19 protein-coding genes and 2 pseudogenes are annotated in these 19299 nt (G+C 67.0%); 6 read left to right on the forward strand and 15 right to left on the reverse strand.

Annotation, left to right across the window (positions count from 1 at the left end):
- Nucleotides 1-52: 52 nt before the first annotated feature.
- Entirely contained in the window at nt 53-376 is a 324-nt protein-coding gene (locus tag ACIQ8J_RS32735; protein WP_403277581.1) for a helix-turn-helix domain-containing protein, read from the reverse strand.
- 269 nt (nt 377-645) lie between these two features.
- Between ACIQ8J_RS32735 and ACIQ8J_RS32740 the strand changes: the two genes are divergently transcribed.
- Both ACIQ8J_RS32740 and ACIQ8J_RS32745 read left to right on the forward strand, forming a co-directional pair.
- Nucleotides 646-975 carry an Lsr2 family protein gene (locus ACIQ8J_RS32740; RefSeq protein WP_403277580.1) on the forward strand — a complete coding sequence of 110 codons (330 nt, stop codon included), beginning with the start codon at nt 646-648 and terminating at the stop codon, nt 973-975.
- A 774-nt stretch (nt 976-1749) separates the two neighbouring features.
- The gene (locus tag ACIQ8J_RS32745; protein WP_403277584.1) at nt 1750-2979 is read left to right on the forward strand and encodes a peptidase S8; all 1230 of its coding nucleotides are present in this window, start codon (nt 1750-1752) and stop codon (nt 2977-2979) included.
- Between the two features lie 356 nt (nt 2980-3335).
- Here ACIQ8J_RS32745 and ACIQ8J_RS32750 read toward each other — a convergent pair.
- The 9 genes and pseudogenes from ACIQ8J_RS32750 to ACIQ8J_RS32790 all read right to left on the reverse strand — a co-directional run.
- Nucleotides 3336-3616 (reverse strand): annotated as a pseudogene (locus ACIQ8J_RS32750) (integrase core domain-containing protein); the annotation flags it as partial.
- Between the two features lie 454 nt (nt 3617-4070).
- Complete coding sequence (locus tag ACIQ8J_RS32755) at nt 4071-4331, reverse strand: WXG100 family type VII secretion target (protein WP_403277578.1); 261 nt, start codon at nt 4329-4331, stop codon at nt 4071-4073.
- Between the two features lie 332 nt (nt 4332-4663).
- Complete coding sequence (locus tag ACIQ8J_RS32760; protein ID WP_403277577.1) at nt 4664-4900, reverse strand: hypothetical protein; 237 nt, start codon at nt 4898-4900, stop codon at nt 4664-4666.
- A 95-nt stretch (nt 4901-4995) separates the two neighbouring features.
- A complete protein-coding gene (locus ACIQ8J_RS32765; RefSeq protein WP_403277576.1) occupies nt 4996-6009 on the reverse strand; it encodes a hypothetical protein in 1014 nt (337 codons plus the stop codon).
- A gap of 103 nt (nt 6010-6112) precedes the next feature.
- Nucleotides 6113-8200, reverse strand: a complete 2088-nt coding sequence (locus ACIQ8J_RS32770) for a hypothetical protein (protein WP_403277575.1) — start codon at nt 8198-8200, stop codon at nt 6113-6115.
- Nucleotides 8201-8293: 93 nt separating this feature from the next.
- Nucleotides 8294-9295 (reverse strand): hypothetical protein, encoded by a 1002-nt coding sequence (locus ACIQ8J_RS32775; protein WP_403277583.1) that lies wholly within the window; start codon nt 9293-9295, stop codon nt 8294-8296.
- Nucleotides 9296-9363: 68 nt separating this feature from the next.
- The gene (locus ACIQ8J_RS32780) at nt 9364-10014 is read right to left on the reverse strand and encodes a hypothetical protein (protein ID WP_403277574.1); all 651 of its coding nucleotides are present in this window, start codon (nt 10012-10014) and stop codon (nt 9364-9366) included.
- An 812-nt stretch (nt 10015-10826) separates the two neighbouring features.
- Entirely contained in the window at nt 10827-11330 is a 504-nt protein-coding gene (locus tag ACIQ8J_RS32785; RefSeq protein ID WP_403277573.1) for a DUF4265 domain-containing protein, read from the reverse strand.
- 90 nt (nt 11331-11420) lie between these two features.
- Entirely contained in the window at nt 11421-11855 is a 435-nt protein-coding gene (locus ACIQ8J_RS32790; protein ID WP_403277572.1) for an SMI1/KNR4 family protein, read from the reverse strand.
- 141 nt (nt 11856-11996) lie between these two features.
- Between ACIQ8J_RS32790 and ACIQ8J_RS32795 the strand changes: the two are divergent.
- The 3 genes and pseudogenes from ACIQ8J_RS32795 (at nt 11997) to ACIQ8J_RS32805 (ending at nt 14344) form a co-directional block, all read left to right on the forward strand.
- Nucleotides 11997-13360: pseudogene (locus ACIQ8J_RS32795) on the forward strand (ISNCY family transposase).
- A 160-nt stretch (nt 13361-13520) separates the two neighbouring features.
- The gene (locus ACIQ8J_RS32800; RefSeq protein ID WP_403277571.1) at nt 13521-13808 is read left to right on the forward strand and encodes a hypothetical protein; all 288 of its coding nucleotides are present in this window, start codon (nt 13521-13523) and stop codon (nt 13806-13808) included.
- 44 nt (nt 13809-13852) lie between these two features.
- The gene (locus ACIQ8J_RS32805) at nt 13853-14344 is read left to right on the forward strand and encodes a hypothetical protein (RefSeq protein ID WP_403277569.1); all 492 of its coding nucleotides are present in this window, start codon (nt 13853-13855) and stop codon (nt 14342-14344) included.
- On the opposite strand, the gene ACIQ8J_RS32810 is transcribed toward ACIQ8J_RS32805, so the two are convergent.
- On the reverse strand, nt 14311-14652 hold the full coding sequence (locus tag ACIQ8J_RS32810) for a hypothetical protein (RefSeq protein ID WP_403277568.1): 342 nt from the start codon (nt 14650-14652) through the stop codon (nt 14311-14313). The genes ACIQ8J_RS32805 and ACIQ8J_RS32810 overlap by 34 nt on opposite strands.
- Nucleotides 14653-14880: 228 nt before the next feature.
- Nucleotides 14881-15090 carry a helix-turn-helix domain-containing protein gene (locus ACIQ8J_RS32815; protein ID WP_403277567.1) on the reverse strand — a complete coding sequence of 70 codons (210 nt, stop codon included), beginning with the start codon at nt 15088-15090 and terminating at the stop codon, nt 14881-14883.
- A gap of 827 nt (nt 15091-15917) precedes the next feature.
- On the opposite strand from ACIQ8J_RS32815, the gene ACIQ8J_RS32820 reads away from it, so the two are divergent.
- Entirely contained in the window at nt 15918-16574 is a 657-nt protein-coding gene (locus tag ACIQ8J_RS32820) for a hypothetical protein (RefSeq protein WP_403277566.1), read from the forward strand.
- On the opposite strand, the gene ACIQ8J_RS32825 is transcribed toward ACIQ8J_RS32820, so the two are convergent.
- The 3 genes from ACIQ8J_RS32825 to ACIQ8J_RS32835 form a co-directional block, all read right to left on the reverse strand.
- The gene (locus tag ACIQ8J_RS32825; RefSeq protein WP_403277565.1) at nt 16544-17224 is read right to left on the reverse strand and encodes a hypothetical protein; all 681 of its coding nucleotides are present in this window, start codon (nt 17222-17224) and stop codon (nt 16544-16546) included. The two genes, ACIQ8J_RS32820 and ACIQ8J_RS32825, sit on opposite strands and share 31 nt — an antisense overlap.
- A 131-nt stretch (nt 17225-17355) precedes the next feature.
- A complete protein-coding gene (locus ACIQ8J_RS32830) occupies nt 17356-17910 on the reverse strand; it encodes a GNAT family N-acetyltransferase (protein ID WP_403277564.1) in 555 nt (184 codons plus the stop codon).
- Nucleotides 17907-19181 (reverse strand): Tat pathway signal protein, encoded by a 1275-nt coding sequence (locus tag ACIQ8J_RS32835; protein ID WP_403277563.1) that lies wholly within the window; start codon nt 19179-19181, stop codon nt 17907-17909. The genes ACIQ8J_RS32830 and ACIQ8J_RS32835 overlap by 4 nt, the downstream gene beginning before the upstream one ends.
- Nucleotides 19182-19299 lie beyond the last annotated feature (118 nt).

Raw genomic sequence — 19299 nt, forward strand, 5'->3', positions numbered from 1 at the left:
CAGCCCTATCCAGCCCGGCTCCGACACCGTGATCACACCAGCCACACCAAGATCATCCCACCCCAACCACCCCATACGGGACAACCTTTAGGGGCCGGGTCCACAACGGGCCGCCGGTCAGAAGCTGTTCGGGTGTGTAGTCGGCCATCGCCTGGAACAGCACCGCCCGCTCCTGGTCGCTGACCAGCTCGTGCGGTCCGGGACGACGCGTCCGTCTGACCGCCAGTACCTCCCGTCCGCCGGCTTGGCAGGCACGCCACCAACTGCCCGCCGGCCGCTCGCTGACACTGAACACCTCTGCCGCCCGCCGGTACGGGTCCACCGCACCGGACTCCAGCGCGGCCACCACCCGCAGCCGCACCGCTTCCCGTCCCATCGGCGCGCCAGCTGTCGCAGATCCCCAGCCCCAGTCACACCCCATCAACGAGACAGGCAATTCAACAGATCTGCCTCAACGACTCAGGGTGGAGCCATCCGATCACGCACAAACAACATGGCGTACACCGTCGTTGGAGTCGCAGTCGTCGGTTGCCCCGGATAGCGCGGCGCAGCGTGGCAGGTGCCGTGGAGCATGGCGGCTGGCGTGCTTTCTGTTGCTGTGAAGTCCTTGGTATTGAAAGCACCTATTACACGTAGGATCCCTCCATGGCTCAGAAGATCGTAACCATCTACACCGACGACCTCACGGGAGAAGAGACCCAGGAGGTCACAACGCACTCTCTTGTCCTTGATGGCGTGGCGTATGAGATCGACCTCGGTCCGGACAGCTACGACAAGCTGCTTGAGGCAGTCGCGCCTTTCACCAAGGCCGGGCGGCGCACCTCCGGACGGGGCCGTAAGGGGGCGCCGCGTCCGTCGGGCGGCAACAAGGACACTGCGGCTATCCGCGCCTGGGCCAAGGAGAAGGGCTACTCGGTGAACGACCGTGGTCGTGTGCCCGCTGACGTTCGTGCGGCGTACGAGAAGAATCACTGACTCAACGCGAATCCGCGGGAAGGCCCCCAGGGATGGGGGCCTTCCCGCATCTCAGGCCAAGGCTCCGGGCCGCTGAACACCGGGATCAGGAAACGTACTTCGGTATCCCTGCCGCGTCGGTCAGCGCTCCTGGCCGGTGACCGGCCCGCATCGCATGAGTACGAGTGGTCATGCGCGCCCCTGGCCGGCCTGGCAGGGTGTGGCCGTGACGCGTGCACTGCCCGAACCCTCGCCTCGACGGGTGAGATGGCCAGGCACGCGAAATGCGCACTTCGCCCACCCCGGCGGGGTGGGCGAATCTTTCACGGCGCTGCAGGCTTCAGTTCATGTTGCGGACCGGTCGGTCGCGCGCGCCCGAAGGACGCTTGTCACTCCGCTTCGGCGCCACCATTTCGAGTGACGCCAGGAGCCGGCTGTCAGGGACCCTGGCGTCTGCCCGGACCGGGACTTGCACCGGCTGGCTGCCCTGAACCTGATCCCCGGTTACGCCACTTCACTTCCTTCGATCAGACCCGTGCCCGGGCTGCTGGGCGTACACCCTCACAAGATCTGCCCAACTCGCTCTGTTCTCTTGGGCGAACCGTCCATAGCCTCATCTGTAGCCACCACTGACCGGGGTGGCAGACAAACAGCATGCCCGGAAGTCAGCCCCACTCGGCCGCCCCCAACGGAATCGGTTGTCATGCACTTGACAGCACTTCCGGCCGCCGTAGTGGAGCCACTCATCCCCCCACGGAGGGCAGTTCATTGCGTTCTCACCGCAGAAGGAACCCGATACGCCGCGCCGCACCCGTACTGCTGTCTGCAGCGGCTCTGCTATCCGGCGGCCTGGCCGTCGCTTCACAGTCGGCGGCCTTCGCGACGTCGGCCACCGCATCGTCCACGGCATCCGCCTCCACGGTGCAGACCCACCGGCTCTGTTCGGAGCCGAGCAAGCCCGGCTACATGGCGTGTGAAGCGGTCGTGCGTACCGACCTGAAGTCGCAGAAGTCCCTCGGCCGCCACGACACCCCCAAGGGCTTCGGACCGGCCGACCTGCAGGCCGCCTACAACCTCCCCAAGGACGGCGGCAAGGGCGCCACCGTCGCGATCGTCGACGCGAACGACGACCCGAACGCCGAGAAGGACCTGGCGGCCTACCGGTCCCAGTACGGCCTGCCGGAGTGCAGCACGAGCAACGGCTGCTTCAAGAAGATCGACCAGGACGGCGGCTCGAACTACCCGGCGCCCGACTCCGGTTGGGCGGGGGAGATCTCCCTCGATGTGGACATGGTCAGCGCAGCATGTCCCCAGTGCCACATCCTGCTCGTCGAGGCCAAGTCCGCCAACATGGACGACCTCGGCGCGGCCGTGAACCAGGCCGTCAAGCAGGGCGCCAAGTACGTCTCCAACAGCTACGGCGGCGGCGAGGACTCCAGCAACACCTCCTCGGACGACAAGTACTTCAAGCACCCCGGCGTCGCCATCACCGTCAGCTCCGGCGACAGCGGCTACGGCGTCGAGTACCCCGCCTCCTCGCAGTACGTGACGGCCGTCGGGGGCACCTCGCTCAAGAAGGACAGCAGCACCCGCGGCTGGTCCGAGTCCGTCTGGGGCACGTCCGCCGGCGGCAACGGAGCCGGATCGGGCTGCTCGCAGTACGACGCCAAGCCGTCCTGGCAGAAGGACACCGGCTGCGCCAAGCGCAGCGTCGCCGACGTCGCAGCCGTCGCCGACCCGGCCACCGGTCTCGCCGTCTACGACACCTACCAGGCCAGCGGCTGGAACGTGTACGGCGGCACCAGCGCCTCCTCGCCGATCATCGCCGGTGTCTACGCCCTCGCGGGCACCCCTGACGCCAACGACGTTCCGGCCTCATACCCCTACGCCCACCCGGACAAGCTGAACGACATCACGGACGGCTCCAACGGGTCCTGCGGCAACTACCTGTGCCAGGCAGGCAAGGGCTACGACGGCCCCACGGGCCTGGGTACCCCGAACGGTGCCGCGGCCTTCACCAAGTAGACGGAACAGGACAGCACCCTGCCCAGGCCACCAAAAGTACGGCCGCCTGCGCAGCCATCAGTGGTCTGAGTTCAACACAGCGGGCCTGAGCCGACACCAACGGCCACTGCCGGCCGGTCCCGGCCCCGTCCGCTTCGCCCCGTCGGCCATCCGACGGGGCGAAACGCTGCGGGCCAACGACCTCCGGCCCTCGCCCCAGACCACACCCCCAGGCGCAACTCGAAGTCCCTCCCGGCCAATGACGGTGATCCGTTCGACGCGCTGACCCCCGCCAGATGCATTGCGTCGACATCTGACGTGACCCGGCTGGAGCGACAGTTTGCGGAACAGACGCCTGCCCGCCGCCTTGCTGCAGGTCACACGGCATACCGGTACTCGTTGATGACGCCGCCGAGGACGCGGTCGCGCAGGAGTCTGTGGCCATCGAGGTCGTGGACCGGGGCAGGAAGCTCGGCGGTGCCGGGTGGCCGCTGGTTCCGGGACTGGTGGGGCCGTACCCATTGTAGTGATCCTGATATTCGGTCAGGACCCGGCACGCGTGCGCCTCGTTCAGCACCAGCACACGGTCCAGCACCTCACGCCGGGCGGTGCCGACCACCCGCTCGCAGTGCGCATTCATCCGGGGCGCCCGTGGAGGGCCAGACGCAGTACCACCTTCATGAGGGCGGCTTCAGTCGGCCGATGATCCGGCTACCTGGGCTGGCCTCCGGGGAAGAGTCAGGGTGCGTCTGTGCGGCCGAGGACAGCATGGCTGCGGCGAATCTCGACCTGCTGGAGGGCCAGTGCAGCGACGGGTGGGGGAAGCTCGACCGGGACGGCGCCGAGGCGGATGCGGACCGCTCCGTGCGTCTCCTCGATATGGTCGACGGTGAGCCGAGATTTTGCTGCGGGCCTCTGGGCGTAGAGGAGCAACAGCAGGCCGGCGAGGCGGTTCCGGCTGCCCCAGGAGCCCCTCAAGTTGTGTTGGACACTGGGGACTTGGGCGACTCGAAAGCTACCCTTCGGTTGGGCTCGGAAAGTCATGACTAGGGGGCGCCCTGTACGGCAGAGGGGCGCCCCGCAGAGCACATCGCGAACGGACCCGGTGCGGATCAGGTGGCGCGCTCGATGTTGTCGGCGCTGGTCGACGCGGACTTCTGGGCGTCGTGGAGGGTGTCGACCCACTTGGAGAAGGTGCCGCGGGCGTCCTCCCAGTCCTTGCGGAACTGGTCCGACTTGGGGCCCTTCCAGTAGCCGGTGCTGCCGGACGTCGCCGAGTTCAGGTTGTTGATGAGCGTCTGCAGGTCGCCCGCGCTCCGGCCGAACAGCTTTGCCAGGTCCCTGAGTTCCTTGAGACTTGCACCGCGTTCCATCGGCTTCCTCCCCGTATCACTTCTCGCTGAGTAAACAGAAAATCCATCTGGTACCAGGCGACGCTATCGCACCTCCCGTACCTCCTGTACATCCCGTCGCTCCCGAGGCCGTACCGTCTCCGCCGAGAACTGGACCACCGGTTCGCCACAGCTGTAACCAGCAACTTCCCATGGGGGAAACGCGACGATCAGCCCTGCTGGTGGACCGGGGCAGCGTGCCCGTGTCCCTATCCGCCAATGAGACCCGGACAGTGTCCGTACCGATGTCCCTGCCCGGGGCGGGTGGGGGACGTAACCCGCTGCGAGGCCTCGGTGTCCTCGTAAGACCCCTCCTAATTCCCCCCGTGCATTTTCCTGTCCATCTGCGATTGCTTCGTCCGGGCCTTCTCCATGAGTTGCTTCTCCTCGGCCGGGAACGAGTCGAACAGTGTCTTCAGCCGCTTCATGCGACCGTCGTGATCGGTGCGCCAGTTGTCGGCCTTCTTGCCTATCCAGGTCTTCGGCAGCATGTTGTCGACGTCAGTCATCGCGGTGCGAAGTTCCTTCACCGCGCTCTCGATCGCGTTCATGTCCTGACGGCACATGTAATCCAGGCGGTCTTCCTGGGGTATTCCCATGGGTGCGTCTTACTCCTGTGGAGAGTTGCTGCTGTTTCGGTGCTGGGCTATTTGGTTGCAATCTTCAGGACGAAATCGGAGTTGCCCATCAAGTAGAGGTTTCCCGACGAGTACGTCACAGCCCAAGGCAGCCTGCAAGGGAGCTTCATGGCATCGACCAAGTACCCCTCCTTGCAGCCCGCGTGAGGGCCCTCGTACGGAAACTTGGCCACGAGGGTCGCCTCGCCGGATGCCACGTGGAGGACGTACTCTCCCGCCTTGTCGGCGCCACGTACGTAGACTCCGTCGCCGCCGTCTCCCGTCATCCAGTTCACCTCGAACGCGGCCAAGTCCGTCTGCACTCCTGCCACTCGCTTGGGGAAGGTGAGCTGTCCGACGGACCCGTCCCGGTGAATGGCCACGACATCGCTGAGCCCCGCATTCTCATTCTCCGCGGAGGCACTCGCGTAGACCGTGCCCGAGTGGTCCACAGCGCTGCCGACTCCGATGTGCATCAGCCGGGTCTTGCCTGCCGCATCCGTTGTTCTCGGCACCTGGTACAGGCGGGTCAGGCGCCCGTTGTTGAGCTGCCAGAGCACATCGCCTTCCGCGATCAGGATGGTGCCGTCGGGCCTTGTCCCAAAGACCTCGGGCGTGTAGTTGCTGAAGTGGAATTCCGCCGCGGCCGCCGCGGCCGGTACCGGCTCTCCGAGTTCCCGAGGCTTGCCAGACGCACCGGCGAGCACCGTCTGGTTCTTGTCGGCCTGCAACCTCAGTACTTGCCCGCCCTTGCCGACCAGGAATGAGTCCGGGGACAAGACGACCAACCCGTTGGTGCCGTGCACCTCGCTGTTCAGGATGGCCCTGGCCTTGTGATCATCCTCGATCACGGACAGCGCGGCGCTCGTGCCGTAGAACTTCCCGTCGGGACCGATCGCGAGGCCATTGGGGGAGTCGCCGAAGGCGAGCGACGCGGCGGTCCTGGCCGCACTTCTGTCCGCACCGTAGGCAACGTCGGTATTCAGCAGAGCCTCGGCCTGCCCTTTGGCGGGCTCCTTCCACTTGTCCTCGCCGCCGCTCATGCAGCCCCCGAGGACAAGCAGGGCGACCGCTGCCGCTCCGGCCGCAGACCAGCCCTTACCTCGTCGCATCACCGTCGAACTCCGCTCTCTCCGCTCACGCGCATCAGCCGACCCCGCGACTGAACGCATCCCACATTTCGCTCTCGAAGTTCGAGAGACGACTCTGCTGCTTCTGGGTGTTGACCCACCACTTGTTGAATAGATGCTGATCATCGATATTGCGGATCACGATGTTGCCGTTCGCCCACTCCGGGCGACCTGGGGGAGCCTGGACTTCTCCCGAGCGGACGAGGCCTTGCATCAGTGGGATCTGCATGGAGGCCGCGTCGCCGAACTTGATGTCCTTGTAGTCGCTCTCGACTTGGGCGGCCTCACCGGACGGGAACTTGGATCCTCCATACGGAATTCCCGCCCAGATCGCTGCCTGGACCCACTTGGAGCCCAGGGCGAACGCCTCCGAGGCGCCCGGCAGGGGGACGGCGGCCGCACCGCTGGCGACGATGTTGAACCACAGCAGCTGTTTGGCCTGCTCGGCGTCTCTCAGAGCCGCCTGCTCCATTTTGACGTTTTTGCCTGCCGTCGAGATCTCACCACGAAGTTCGGCCAATTTCATGATGTATTCGCGATCATACCCGGCCATTCCGTGCTGGGACATCAGGCTGATCTGCGCATTGACGGCCTGGATGACATTGCCCGCTTCATCACGGTTCTTCATGATCTCGCTCAGGAAAGCCTCGGCGGGGGCGCGGCCTATGATGATCGTCCCGTCACCACTGGCGTACGCATCCTTCTGATTGAGATGCACCGACTCGGCGAAGTCCGGCACGTACGACTGGAAGACGTTGGAAAGCGCCTTCGAGACCTCGGGGTCCTTCGGGTACTGCTCCTTCTCGACGTCGCTCTTCTTGTCGTCCGAATCGAACTTCACCACACCCACGTTGATGATGTTCGCGGCCGCCTCAGCGGACTCCTTGGGGTGGTTCTGGCGGTCACTGGTGGCCGCGCGGATCACCGCACTCGGCCACTTGAAGTCGTCCGTCTGGAGTCCCGGAGTGGCCCAGTGGTCATTGACGAGTTCCTGCGCGTGCCGGGCGCCGTCGGGGCCGTTGAGCAGGTTTCGCGATGCCTCGGGGTTCTCGCTGACGCGCTGCATCAGCGCGAGCGACGGGTCGTTGGCGTCGATGTCCTGCACCCGCTTCTGGGCGTCGTAAATGTCCTCGTTGCCAGAGCTGTGCGCCAGCCCGAGCGACTCGTACCAGGAGTTTTTGGGGTTCTCGAACCCGCCACCCACGTAGCCGGCCACCGTGATCTGCCCCTTGACATACGTCGGCCGCATCTGGTGATTCTTGCGCCAGTCGAGCATCGCGCCGCCGACCGAGGTAAGCACCTTCGTGTCCCACTTGTCGCCACTCGGCCCGTACTTGAAGAGCATGCCGACGGACCACATGTCACCGCCCGGCGGGTCGGTGAGGGCCTTGGCGTAGTCCGGGTTCGGCGGGATCTTGCCCGCCGACTGGAGGGTGAAGATGCGGTTGACGGCTGTGGCGTACTGGCTGACCAACTGCTGCGAGTCCTTGCTGAGAACGTCGCCGCCGTGCGTGCCGTCCTCCTCGTGCAGGGCGCGGGGGACGCGGGCCGCGTCGACGATGCCGCCCGCGGCGGCGAAGGCGGTCTGGTAGGCGGGGTCGTCCTGGTGGTCGGCGAGGGAGCGGGCGATGGCCTCGATGTCCTCGCGGGAGCCTGCGGCCTTGGGGTCGGCGAGTGCCTTCTTGAGGGTGGCGGCCTCCTGCGTGGCCTCCTTGGCGCTCTCCTTGTTGACGTCCGTCATGTCCCACGGGATGTTGATGATGTCCCCGTCCGGGGTGCAGATTCCGGCGCCGCCGGCCTTTTCCAGGTTGCGGGCCAGATCGGCGCGCTTGGACATGCTGCGGGCGTCGTCGCCCACCGCTTGCGTCTGCTGGGCCAGCAGGGACAGGTCGAGTCCGCTGTGCCAGGACGTGAAGTTCTTGCGGATCAAAGCCCCGTGCTTCGCCAGAGCATCTTCCAAGTCCCTGAGCCGGTCCGCGAGTTTGCGCACCCGCACCGGATCGACACCGACGTAGTCCCCCATGGAGACACTGCCCTTCCATCTATATTTTGTTCGTTGACGCGCGGCCGAACTCCGGGGGCTTGCTGCCGCGATGTTCGCCATGGCCCGGATACTGCACGCACAGCCCTTGTCGCGGACGTGCATGAGTACGTCGAAGTCAACGCGGTTGCCACTCATTGCCCCCCGTTCCGTGGTCTAGCGGTTGACGGACTGGACCTCCTGGACCGCCATCTCCTGGCTGGACTCGAAGGTGCCGTTCGGCAGGTCGCCCTTCGCGCCCCCCGATCCTTCCCACGAGATCTGCCAGGTGATCGACGCCTTCACCTTGTACGGCTGGCCGCTGCTCGCGCGTCGATAGGTGATGCCGCACGGAGGTGTTCTACTGGCGTCGCCCTGGGTGTAGGGGGTGCCGATGGAGCCGTCGTCGTTGATCTTGCAGTCACCGGACGCGGGGTAGGTTTCGGCGTCGCCGGTGCCGGGTTCCAGGTGCAGGGCGATCGGCTTGGCGGTGGTCTGCGCCCACACGCCGGCCTCCGGCAGCTCCGCGCGGACCTTGACCTCTTTGAAGGTGGCCTTGTCCAACCACACCCACGTGGGCAGGTTGACCGTCGACTTGGCCGCGGGCTTGAGTTGGACCTCGGTCTGCGGAACTTTGATTCTGTCGTAGGCGTAGGCGGCAAGGACGCCGGGGGTCGGCGCGTGCTTGTCGTCGGGAAGGGTGTTGGCGTTCTGCCAGAACAGGTTGCGCTCGCAGTCGTAGGACGCGGGGTCGTTCTCCCGTTCCTTGTTAACCACGCCGCGCCAGAAGTGGCCGTTCTTGCCGAGGTTGTAGTTCTTGTAACCGCTTCCGCTGCCTGACTCCGCCGTGCCCTTCTCGTAGTGGTCCACCATCAGTTGCTCGCCCCAGCTGAGCGACGGGGTGACGGGGACCAGGTCTCCGCCCTTCTTGAGGCGGTCCACGGCGTCCTTGAGCTGCTGGGGCGTGGCGACCGGCTCGTACCAGCACGCCGGGGGTTCCCAGTTCGGGTCCACGGGCGCGAGTGTCTTCGATGAGGTGCCCGCGCTGCCGCCGTCGACCTGAGTGACCTTGATGCCTGTGGCCGTGGCCGCGGCAGTCAGCGTGCTGCCGGACGCACCGCCGGAAGGACCCGCAGGCGGAGGCGCCTGGACGCCGTCATCGCCGATTGCGTAGGCCATCGTTGGCGACAGGGCCAGGGCGGAGACCGTGGCGGCGAGGAGAGCGCAGGGCTTCGCCGCGAAGCGCATCAGCTGCACGCCCCCGCCACCGTGGTCAGGGAGGCGGTCTTCCACAAGCCTTGGGGGGTCTTGTCCAGCCTGGCGCGGTACTGGATCAGCGACTGGGGCTTGTCCGGCGTGTTGATGACCTTGCCGGTCTTGTGGTTCTTCGTAGAGGCCTTGCGCTCGTCGACGCAGTAGAAGAGAACGCCCGAACCGGTGTCGTTGATGTGGACCTGGGGTTCGAAGACCCTGACGCTGCCGATGACGGTGTTGTCAGCGCCGGTGAACTGCTTGATCCACTTGCGGGCGCTCGTCAGGGTCGCGTCCGAGTTGTAGAAGGTCACCGCGTCGGAATCCGGGTTGCCCTGGATGATCGCGGCGTACTTTGCTCGCAGTTCCTCGCGCCCGTCGTTCAGGATCGCCTGGAGCTTCGGATCGCTGTTCGTCCAGCTTTCGAAGTTGGCCTGGAAGTCGTTGGACAGTGTGATCTCCGGCCGCTTGACGCCGTCCGCCGAAGCCGGGGCGGAGGCGCTCGCCGAAGCCTTCGTGTCGCCGGCGTCCGCTCCCTTGATCTTGCCGGAGGACGAGCCGTCGCCTTCTCCCGAGCCGCAGGCGGTCAGAAGCAGGGCCGCGGATGCGGTGAGCACGGCTGCGGCGAGCCGGGGCGGGCGGTTCACGCTGGACTCCTGATGATGTGGGTTAACTCAAGCGAACCAACGCTATCCGTGAGGCGCATGATGGTTCCAGTTGGGATTCCGTCAGAATCCGATCAACTGGAGGTGGAATCTGCCGTCTTGTGGCAGATCGATCTACCAATTACGTGATCGGTCGACGTGCATCGAGTGACCGATGAAGCTCACACGGATCACGGTGAGCAGCATGGCGGAACAGTGCCGTTTGCCGACGTGTGCTTCACCCTCGGACTACGGCCGCAGAACCACTACACCGATGACTCGGCGGGTGCCGAATAACCATCCGTCCTGGTCAGGGACGTGATCAGCGGTCTACCGCGGTGGGTGGCGAGCCTGTGGGGGAGTGCGGGCTGGGGCAGGATGTTCAGCCGTGCTGTTGCGTCTCGCCTGCCTCGCCGTCACGAACACGTTCTCGCCCGTACGCTTGCTGCCGAGGACCGAGCGCGAGATGGAGCTCGAGATCCTGGTTCTCCAGCATCAGCTCGCCGTTCTCCAGCGCCAGAGCGCCAAGCCCGCCTTAAGCCTGCATCCGATGCCCGATGCTCCGAGTCGACCCGGCATAGCGACGGCGTCTGGAAGAGATCATCCGCAACCTCACTGACCATATCGACGAAGCGCGCGCCAACGGCTGGCTCGGCGAGGTCCAAGGTCTCCAAGTCAGCGCCGAGGCCGCGCGCAACAAGCTCGCCTCCCTCGATCGAATGGCCCCGAAACCGGCCCCGAGCCTCGGTCGACCTCGGCATACCGATCATCCCCGGGGAGCGCTGATGAACACTTCACCCAGCACAGGAAGACCGCTACGCATTGATCCAATCGTCGGTGACGCAGGCAGTCTCGAAGTGCCACCAGCCATCGGCCACTCCATGAACCAGCAGCGACTTTATGGCTGCGAGGTCCGAGCCCGCAGGCACGTTGAACGCCACCAGTGGGAACTCGTCGCTGAAGACCTCGCCGCCCAGCCCGAACGGCGACAACCGCTCATGCACAGCCTGCGCGCTTCGGCCAAGCGGTCCGGCGGGCACCGGAAGGACTCGGATCGTGCAGTTGCCAGAGGCTTCCACGCGTTCCACCGCCCAGTGCCGGCCCTCGGTGTCCGTGGTGAATCGGACGACATCGCCCTCGGCCACCCCCTCCTGGAGCAGCGGGACGTTCTGCACCCGCGCGGTGTCCTCGCTGAGCAAGGCGGCCCACAGTCCCTCGGTGTCCTGAGGGAGCCAGCCTTCGCGTGGCACGAACCGGAACCAGACCTTGATCCGAAAGTCCTCAGCTCCGTCGGGTTCGGTCAACGTCGACAAAGTCATGGGCGACATGATCGCTCATCCGTGCCCCCCCATCGCCATCGCGCGCGGAGGCCCCCGCTCAGGGCTACCTTGATCGCGTTGTTTGGCCGGCTACTGGTACCACTCGTCCCCGCCCTCGCGGAGCGAGCGTTCCAGGTAGTCCTTGAGGTGTCCGGCCGCCCACCTGCGGCTGTCGGTCTCGTGCTCCCAGACGAAGATGTCCGCGCGTTCTGGCGACTGCACCAAGGCGAACTGGTCGCCGCCGCCGTTGTCTCCGAAGAACAGCAGGGGGTCAAAGGGCATGTACAACCCGGCGAAGGAAGCGTCGGTCCGGAAGAAGAGGTTCTGCTCGATGATCTGGCCGATGGACCACACGGTGTCTACGCCGCTGTGGCCGATCATGCCGTTGGTCTCCAGGAGCAACTTCCTCAGCTCCGCGGGTAGCTGGCGCCCCAGTAGCTCTCCTGCTGCAGCCAGCTCAGCCTCTTGGACTGGATCTTGAAACCTGGTCCCACCGAAGACCTGACTGGCTGCTTCTCTCCACATGCTCGGAAGCCTAGTCGGCGCCCTAGCTACTTGCCCCTGACGAAGTCGCGGTCTCTGCTGGGGTGACCTGGGCGGAGAGCTGGTGCGGGCTGCCGGTGGCCGTCACAGTGGGGTTGGGTTGGATGGCCGGGGGTGGTGGCGGTGCTGCGTGTCGCGGGAGTGCAGGACACGTGGTGGGAGGTGCTGCCGGAGCAGGCGCGGCAGCTGCCCGCCGAACTCGCCAGGATCGACGCGTTCTTGGACGACGAGCGGTTCATCGCTCCGTGGCGGGCGGTGTTTGCCGAGCGGCTGGGTCGGCCGCCGGTCCCGGTTGAGACGTTGCTGCGGCTGCTGTACCTCAAGCACCGCTACCAGCTTGGCTACGAGACGCTCTGCCGTGAGGTGGCCGACTCGCTGAGCTGGCGGCGGTTCTGCCGGATCCCGCTGATGTCCCCGGTGCCGCATCCGACCACGCTGGTCAAGCTTGTCCGGCGCAGTGGCGGTCACGTCGTCGAACAGCTCAACGCCGCGCTGCTGGGCAAGCTTGTCGAGGAAAAGCTGCTGCGGTGCCGCAAGTTGCGGATCGACACCACAGTGATCGAGGCCGACATCGACCATCCCACGGACGCCGACCTGCTGGAGCACGGGGTACACAGGCTGGGCCGGCTGGTGTGCCGGATCAAGGCCGCCGGCGCGGCCCGGCGCACCGGTTTCCGCGATCGCACCCGGTCGGTGGGCCGTCGGTTGAAACAGATCTCGCGCACCCTGCGGCGGCGTACCGGGAACGGGCTGGGCGAGATCGACCGGCTCACCGGTGAGGTCGCCGCCATCGCCCGCGCGACGCTGCGGGACGTGGTCGCTGTGGAACGCAACGCTCGCCGCGCGCTGGGCAACCGGCCGTCGGGACGGCTCAGGCACCTGGTCGGCGAGCTGGCCGAGACCGTGGCTGGCACCCGGCGTCTGCTGGAGCAGACCACACTGCGGCTGGCGGGCATCCGCACGATTCCCGACCGGCTGGTCTCGTTGGCCGACCCCGACGCCCGGCCGATCCGCAAGGGCAAGCCCCAGCACCCGACCCAGTTGGCTATACCGTGCTGGTGGCCGAGGACGAACGTGGCTTCGTCGTCGACCACCAGGTCCAGCGCGGGAACCCGGCCGACGCGCCGCAGTTGGTACCCGCGGTCGAGCGGGTGACCGCGCGGACAGGGCGGGTGCCGGCAACCGTGGTTGCCGACCGCGGCTTCGGCACTGCGGCCAACGACCGGGCCCTGGCCGAACTCGGCGTCCGGCGAATCGGCCTCCAGCGCAAGGGCACGTTGGGAAGAGCTCGCCGTGCGTACGAAAGCAGCCGCCCCTTCCGGCGCATGCGTAACTGGCGAGTTGGCATCGAAGCCCGGATCAGCCATCTCAAGCGCAGCTTCGGCTTCCGCCGCACCCGCCTGCGCCGCCTGACCGGCGCCCAGACCTGGGCCGGACTCGGGATCTTCGCCTACAACCTCCAGCGGATGGCCGTCGTCAGCCAATGACGCGAGGCCACCCGCAGGAGACATCACCACGACCCGCCCCCGGCACCGCCCCTCAGCTGGACGAACCCTTTTTCAGGGGCAAGTAGCTAGCGGAGCCGTCCACCAGGAGTCACCAGCCCTGACCTCCACAGAATCGTGCTTCCTCGTAGTCCGGAAAAGCATGGCCTGCGCACGCTGCGACTTCTACACCCCGAAGGACTCCACGCGATCCCAACTCCTGGAGGCCAAAAACAACTTGCAGCAGATGGCCGTGTCCATCCCGCTGACCGACGACGAGCAGGCAGCCGTCCAGGACGGTCAGGCAGCCCTGGACCGGCTGCTCGACCGCCTCGCCGACACACCTACTCCGGCCGGCCCGACACCACGCGAACTGGACGTGCCGGTGACGGCCCGCCTTCTGCCGCTCGTCGACGTCCGACAGGGAGGGACGGACTCCGCGCCGCGCTGATATCGGAGTACGCACAGGCCCGGGAGAGTGACACTGTCACTGACGTGACTGTGATGAACGTGCTCGTCGACTTCGCCCGAACCGGCCGGATCGGGCGACTTCACTGCGGAATGCCCCTGACCGAGGCCGAGGACCTTCTCGGCCCGGGACGCCCGCACCCCGCCCACGTCATGAAGGGGCCCGATATCGACGGCTATCCGTACTCCTGGGGCGGACTCAAATTGGATGTCACTCAGCGGGCAGTCAGCGGCATCTGGATCCATCTCTGGCCCGGTTCGACCGCGAAGCTCCCCTCTCTCGTCCTGCCCGAATCGGAGTCGTTCGAGGCCACCGTGCTCCGCGAGGAACTGGTCACGGCCCTGGACGCCGCAGGCTGTGAGCACCACGTCAACGACACCCTCACTTTCGGCCAGCAGTCCAGCATCCTCACCCGGCCGGCTGAGGTCTACGCGGTCTTCAGCCTCCCGGGTCGGGACAACCACGTTCCTCACCGAGACCGGCACTACCTCGACGTGATGCACAAGCACACGGCTTGACATCGCTGATTCCACAGAATCAGGTCGTTGACGCGGCCCTCAACGGGGCCGGACGACCAGTCCGTGCTCATGCTGAAGACGACAGCGTCGAGATCGGTGAGCAGTCCGGCGGCGAAGGTGTCCAGGCCGCACTGCGGGTCAGCGCAGGTGTCGGCGATCCAGCCCGGCAGCTGCCCGCCGTCGCGGGTGGTCATGATGGTCGCGAAGGTGCGGACGCGGGCGGCGGCCGCGGTGAGTTCGGGCGAGCGGGACAACAGCGTCTTGAGTCGCTGCTGGTCGGTGTCGCGTAGGTGGTCGGGGTGGCTCATGATCCAACGGGTGGCTTCGCGGGGTGAGGGCGGCCGGGCCATGGGTGGCCTGCCGGAGCGGGGTGGCTTCCTGGGGCGGAGGGGATGGACGTAGTCGCGCAGGGTGCTGTAACTGCAACGGGCTCCGTGTTCTTGAAGCTCTCGGTGGAGCTGTAGCAGGTTCGTGCAGCCCTCGGCGATGCGTTGTTCCAGGTAGGAGCGGTACGGGTCGAGCTTGCTGGTGCGGTTTTACCACTGGCCGTGGAGCATCGCCTCCGGGCTGGTGGCGCGGGCGTACTTGCGTACGGTGTGACGGCCCATGCCGAGTCGGCGGGCGATCTCGCGCTGACTCAGCCCTTGTTCGATCTGGGCATGGACCGCGGCGTGAGTGTCGTGGAGCCGGTCGAGGAACCTGCCTGGCGGATAGGGAACGGGCGACAGCGCAGACTGGCTGTTCAACGACTTTCCCCGCTACTGCCCGCAATGCCTCGCCGACGACAGCGGCCCCCTGCGGCAGCACGGCGGTGGCACCTGCCCGTCACCTTCGCCTATCCCATCCACGAGGTCTTCCTCCAGCACGGCTGCCCGCAGGGCCACGAACTCCAGCGGACACTTCCCCACCTGATCGCCCAGGCCGCAGACGGCCCCCTCGACCCGGCCCAGTGCAGGCTCCCGGCCCCCTTCGACGGCCCGGACACCGCCCCGGGAAGAGGCCGGACGGGCCGTTCCTGCGGAGCCCGCCTGGAGCGGCGCGACCCTGCTGGACCGATTCGTCCCAGCACCAGCATGGTCAAGACGCAGCAGGACCTGCTCGACCTCCTCGGCCCCGGCCGACCCGCCGAGGAGTCCTCCTTCCGGTTCACCGACCTGCGCGTGATCACCTCATTGCTCTGCACCACCTGGCCCAACAGCCGGGACATGGTCGATTCCCGGACCCGTGAGGCAGTCGACGAACACGTCCAGGCACTCGGAACGGGCGGGAAGCAGGCACTCGACAGGCCACCCAGGGACTCGATCGCGGCAGGCGGCCTGCTGACCGCCGCGTCGGCCCTGCTCGATGCCCCCGACCTCGACGAAGTACTGGCCCGCCACACGCGGAAGGCATGGGACGGGAGCCGCAGCAGAACCCCCTGGACGCAGGTCTTCGACCGACACCGGGCCTCGTGCTCGGAGAGGATGCGGCAGGCCGCCGCACCGAGCACCCGCTCCTACCGGCGCACCAGCCCTCGCGGGACCAGAGTCCCTGACCGCACCGACGGCTACCGCCCCGAAAATGTGCCGCGCGCTTGGAACGGGACTGGTTCGACAAGCACCTCGCGCCGCTTGAGCCCGGCCCCTACGCCAAGTCCATGCGCCGACTCGGAGCCGTCCTCCTCGTCCAGTGGGCAGCCGGCGGAGCCATGGGCGACGCGGCCGACTACCTCGGCATCAACCCCAAAGGGGGCCAATACAGCACGACAGCTGGGCTCCACCGGTGGATGCACGACCACGGGCCGACGGATTTCATCAGGGCCCTGCGCAACCTGGCCGTCGACCTGGACGCCATCGCCATCCCGATCAACTACCGCAGACGCCGCGAAGCACTCCACAACTGGGCTCTGACCCGCGACACATGGCAAGAGATTACCAGCCGCCTACCGCCTGTCCCAGGTCACATCCAGCCCAACTTGGACGACCGAAAGCGCCAAGAGGCATCCGCGTTCGTCTGGGCAGAGGTCACACTCGGCGAGCCGCTCTTCGCGCCCCGGCTGGTCGAGGCAGAACAACCCGAAGAACTCCGGAGAGTATGGCTCAGCCAGCGCAGCAGCACCTGGGCCAAACTCGCCCGTCCAGGCAGGATTCATCACTTCACGGCACTACGCGGGCTCCTGCTCCAGCACGCCGAGCGCCTCATCCGAATGATCGACAGCGGTCAGACCGCCTCCTGGTCCAGCTGCGGATAGCCGATCTCGGAGATGTCCTGGGCCAGGTCCGCCAAGCTGACCTCCGGGTTCAGCAACGATACGAGTTCCTGGTCCAGTGGTCGCAACGCATAGACCTGGCTCACCGCCCCCAGGTCGATGGAGACCTCGTAGTAGTCCTCTGCGAAGCGCTGGAAGGCTTCCGGGGACCGGTCGACCAGGAGGTGGAACAGGCTCGTCGCCCCGTCAGGATCGACAGCGCCCTCGGGGAAGTCGATCGTCCCGTGGTGCCACCGTTCATCTGTCGGTCCCCGCCACAAGGAGGCCGTCACGACGGGCACCCCTTCCTCATCGGTGAACGCCGGCTCTTCGACGAAGGCTCTGAAGGGCTCGGGAACTTCGTCGACCACACCAGGCCAGGGCTCGCCATCGTTGCCGAAGGGGCTCATCGGCGATTCGTGGTCGAAGCCGCGCACATAGGCCCCGGCCGCCGAGAAAACGATCGAGTACTCGTCTCCCGACCCGTTGCGCATCGAGGCCACTTCCTCGCCGTCCGCCCAACCGGCGTTGAAGGAGTAGTACCGGCCTTCCCAGTCCGGGCTCAGGATCGCATCGAGCATCGCCAGCGAACGGCACAGGTCTCGCAGGTCGGCGATGGCGGGGAGCTGGCGGGCCACGTCATAGACAGTCACGGGTTCATCCAACCCGATGCCACCGACACCCCGACCCGCCAGGGGCGTCGTGAGCCACTCGGTTCCAACATGCGTGGCCAGGTTCCAACTATCGTGTCCCGGCTCAGTCGACGACCCAAGGAAGCAGCTGGTCAGGGCAGGGTGCGCAGCATGGTCGCGTAGAGGGGGGAGTCGGGGAACGGCTGCTGATCGCCGATGTTGTGGTAGCCCCAGGTCTCGTACAGGGCTTTGACCTTGGCGTGGGTGGGGTCGACCAGAAGCGTGACGCGCTCTTCGGGTCGGCCGTGCAGGAGCTCTTCGTGGATGCGGTGTGCGAGGCCGGTGCCGCGCCAGGCGGAGCGCACCATGATCTCGAAGAGGGCCAGGGTGCGCTGTCCGTTCTCGTGGGTCTCGTCCTCGGGCAGGGGGTTGAGCATGTGGTTCCACCAGCCGGTGCGCTCGGGCAGCGGGGAGGCGTAGGCGTAGCCCGCGGCCTCGCCCCCGTCGTAGGCGACGACGGCTTCCCAGCGGGGGCGGGAGGCGTGTCCGGCCAGGCGGTCCTCGAAGCGTTCGATGGAGAAGAACGGGTCGGCTTCCATCTCTTTCGCGTAGACCTCGCCGTACAGGGAGACCAGGGTCGGACGGATCGCGTCGAGCTGGTCGCGGTTGTAGCGGATGAGCTCGGCGGTGGTCGGGCTGCTGGTCACGTGGTGGCTCCTCGGGGACGGGGGCGAACGGTCTGGGTGCGTTCGATCCACTCGCGGGTGACCGCGGTGTCGGGGGCGCGCATGGTCAGGGCGGAGGTGAACTTGCCCAGCAGGTGAGGGACCCGGCCGGTGGCGGCGCCGGCGGGAGGGACGACCTGGTGGGCGGTGGCGACGGCCTGTTCGATGTCGCCCTGCCGGAGCTGGGCGAGGGCGGCCTGTGCGGTGTAGTAGGCCCGGTTGCGGTGCTGGTCGGGGCGGAGCGCGGCGAGTGCGCGGTGGGTGTGGAACTCGGCCCGCTCGACGTCATCCAGACGCAGCAGAGTGGCTCCGGCCAGCCCGTGGAGTTCGCCCTCGGTGTAGAAGTCCATGCTGGCCGGGCGGTTCGCGCCGGGGTCGGCGTGCGCGAAGGAGGCGGCGGCCCGGTCCAGTGCCCGCAGCGCGCGGGGGCGGTCACCCGCGTCGGCGGCGGACAGGGCGAGCCGGGAGTGGGACAGGGAGGCGTACAGCGGGTCGGCGCGGTGCACCCGGGTGTTGGTGGCTGCCTCGGCGGCGGCGACGGAGTCGGTGTAGCGGCCGCGCTGCGAGGCGAGCATGGCGGCGTAGCGCCATGCCTGGTGCTGGACCTGCGCGTCGCCGGACAGACCGGCCAGCGTGATGGCCTCCTCCAGGTGCCGCTGGGCGTCGTCGAAGTGGCGGGCATCGACGGCGGCCCACATCGCGGCCGCCGTGAAGGAAGCGGCCAGCGAGTAGAGGTGGCCGCGCACCCGCTGCGTGGCGCTCCCGTTGCGCTGGAGCCCAAGCGTCCGGGTGGCAAGGGCCTTTGCCCTGTTCTCCAGCTCTGCGCCGCCGCCGGTGGTGTCGTCCATGAGCCACAGCGCGGTGAGTTCACAGCGGAGGTCCTTCACCTCGGTGAATCCGACGGTGGGACGGGCGGCAGCCATGGGTGCACCGACGGCGAGGACGGTCCCGGTGGCGGCGGTGACGAACGTGCGGCGTTTCACGGGCTCCTCCTGCGACGGGGCGCGGCGGTTGGGGACGAACCCCAGGTTGGTGGGGGAGCGTCCGGTGATCGCTGCCAGGGCGAGACGCTGTGGCTCCCGGGGCCACCGGTTCTCGCCGGAGAGCCAGCGGAACACGGTGCGTTCACTGGTCTTTCCTACCCGCCCGGTGATCTGCCTCGTGGTGGTGTTGACCAGCTCGGTGAGGTCGGGGACCTCGACCTTGTTCGCGGCCATCCACGTGGCGAGCGCCCGGTTCTTACTCCGCGCCATACCGTCACGGTAGGGCGGCAGGCCGATCACGGAAAGTAAAGGCCGGGTCAATTCGTCAGCCGCTCCGCGAGTGGCCATGCGGCTCTTCGTCATGGCCAACTGGCCGGTATCGGCGGTT

The organism is Streptomyces sp. NPDC094147, from assembly GCF_044764265.1.
Lineage (GTDB): Bacteria > Actinomycetota > Actinomycetes > Streptomycetales > Streptomycetaceae > Streptomyces.

Coding starts and splice junctions, on each gene's coding strand:
- ACIQ8J_RS32735 (WP_403277581.1), bottom strand. CDS start 376: ATGGGACGGGAAGCGGTGCGGCTGCGGGTGGTGGCCGCGCTGGAGTCC.
- ACIQ8J_RS32740 (WP_403277580.1), top strand. CDS start 646: ATGGCTCAGAAGATCGTAACCATCTACACCGACGACCTCACGGGAGAA.
- ACIQ8J_RS32755 (WP_403277578.1), bottom strand. CDS start 4,331: ATGGAACGCGGTGCAAGTCTCAAGGAACTCAGGGACCTGGCAAAGCTG.
- ACIQ8J_RS32760 (WP_403277577.1), bottom strand. CDS start 4,900: ATGAACGCGATCGAGAGCGCGGTGAAGGAACTTCGCACCGCGATGACT.
- ACIQ8J_RS32765 (WP_403277576.1), bottom strand. CDS start 6,009: ATGAGCGGCGGCGAGGACAAGTGGAAGGAGCCCGCCAAAGGGCAGGCC.
- ACIQ8J_RS32770 (WP_403277575.1), bottom strand. CDS start 8,200: ATGGCGAACATCGCGGCAGCAAGCCCCCGGAGTTCGGCCGCGCGTCAA.
- ACIQ8J_RS32775 (WP_403277583.1), bottom strand. CDS start 9,295: ATGGCCTACGCAATCGGCGATGACGGCGTCCAGGCGCCTCCGCCTGCG.
- ACIQ8J_RS32785 (WP_403277573.1), bottom strand. CDS start 11,330: ATGACTTTGTCGACGTTGACCGAACCCGACGGAGCTGAGGACTTTCGG.
- ACIQ8J_RS32790 (WP_403277572.1), bottom strand. CDS start 11,855: ATGTGGAGAGAAGCAGCCAGTCAGGTCTTCGGTGGGACCAGGTTTCAA.
- ACIQ8J_RS32800 (WP_403277571.1), top strand. CDS start 13,521: ATGGCCTGCGCACGCTGCGACTTCTACACCCCGAAGGACTCCACGCGA.
- ACIQ8J_RS32810 (WP_403277568.1), bottom strand. CDS start 14,652: ATGAGCCACCCCGACCACCTACGCGACACCGACCAGCAGCGACTCAAG.
- ACIQ8J_RS32835 (WP_403277563.1), bottom strand. CDS start 19,181: ATGGCGCGGAGTAAGAACCGGGCGCTCGCCACGTGGATGGCCGCGAAC.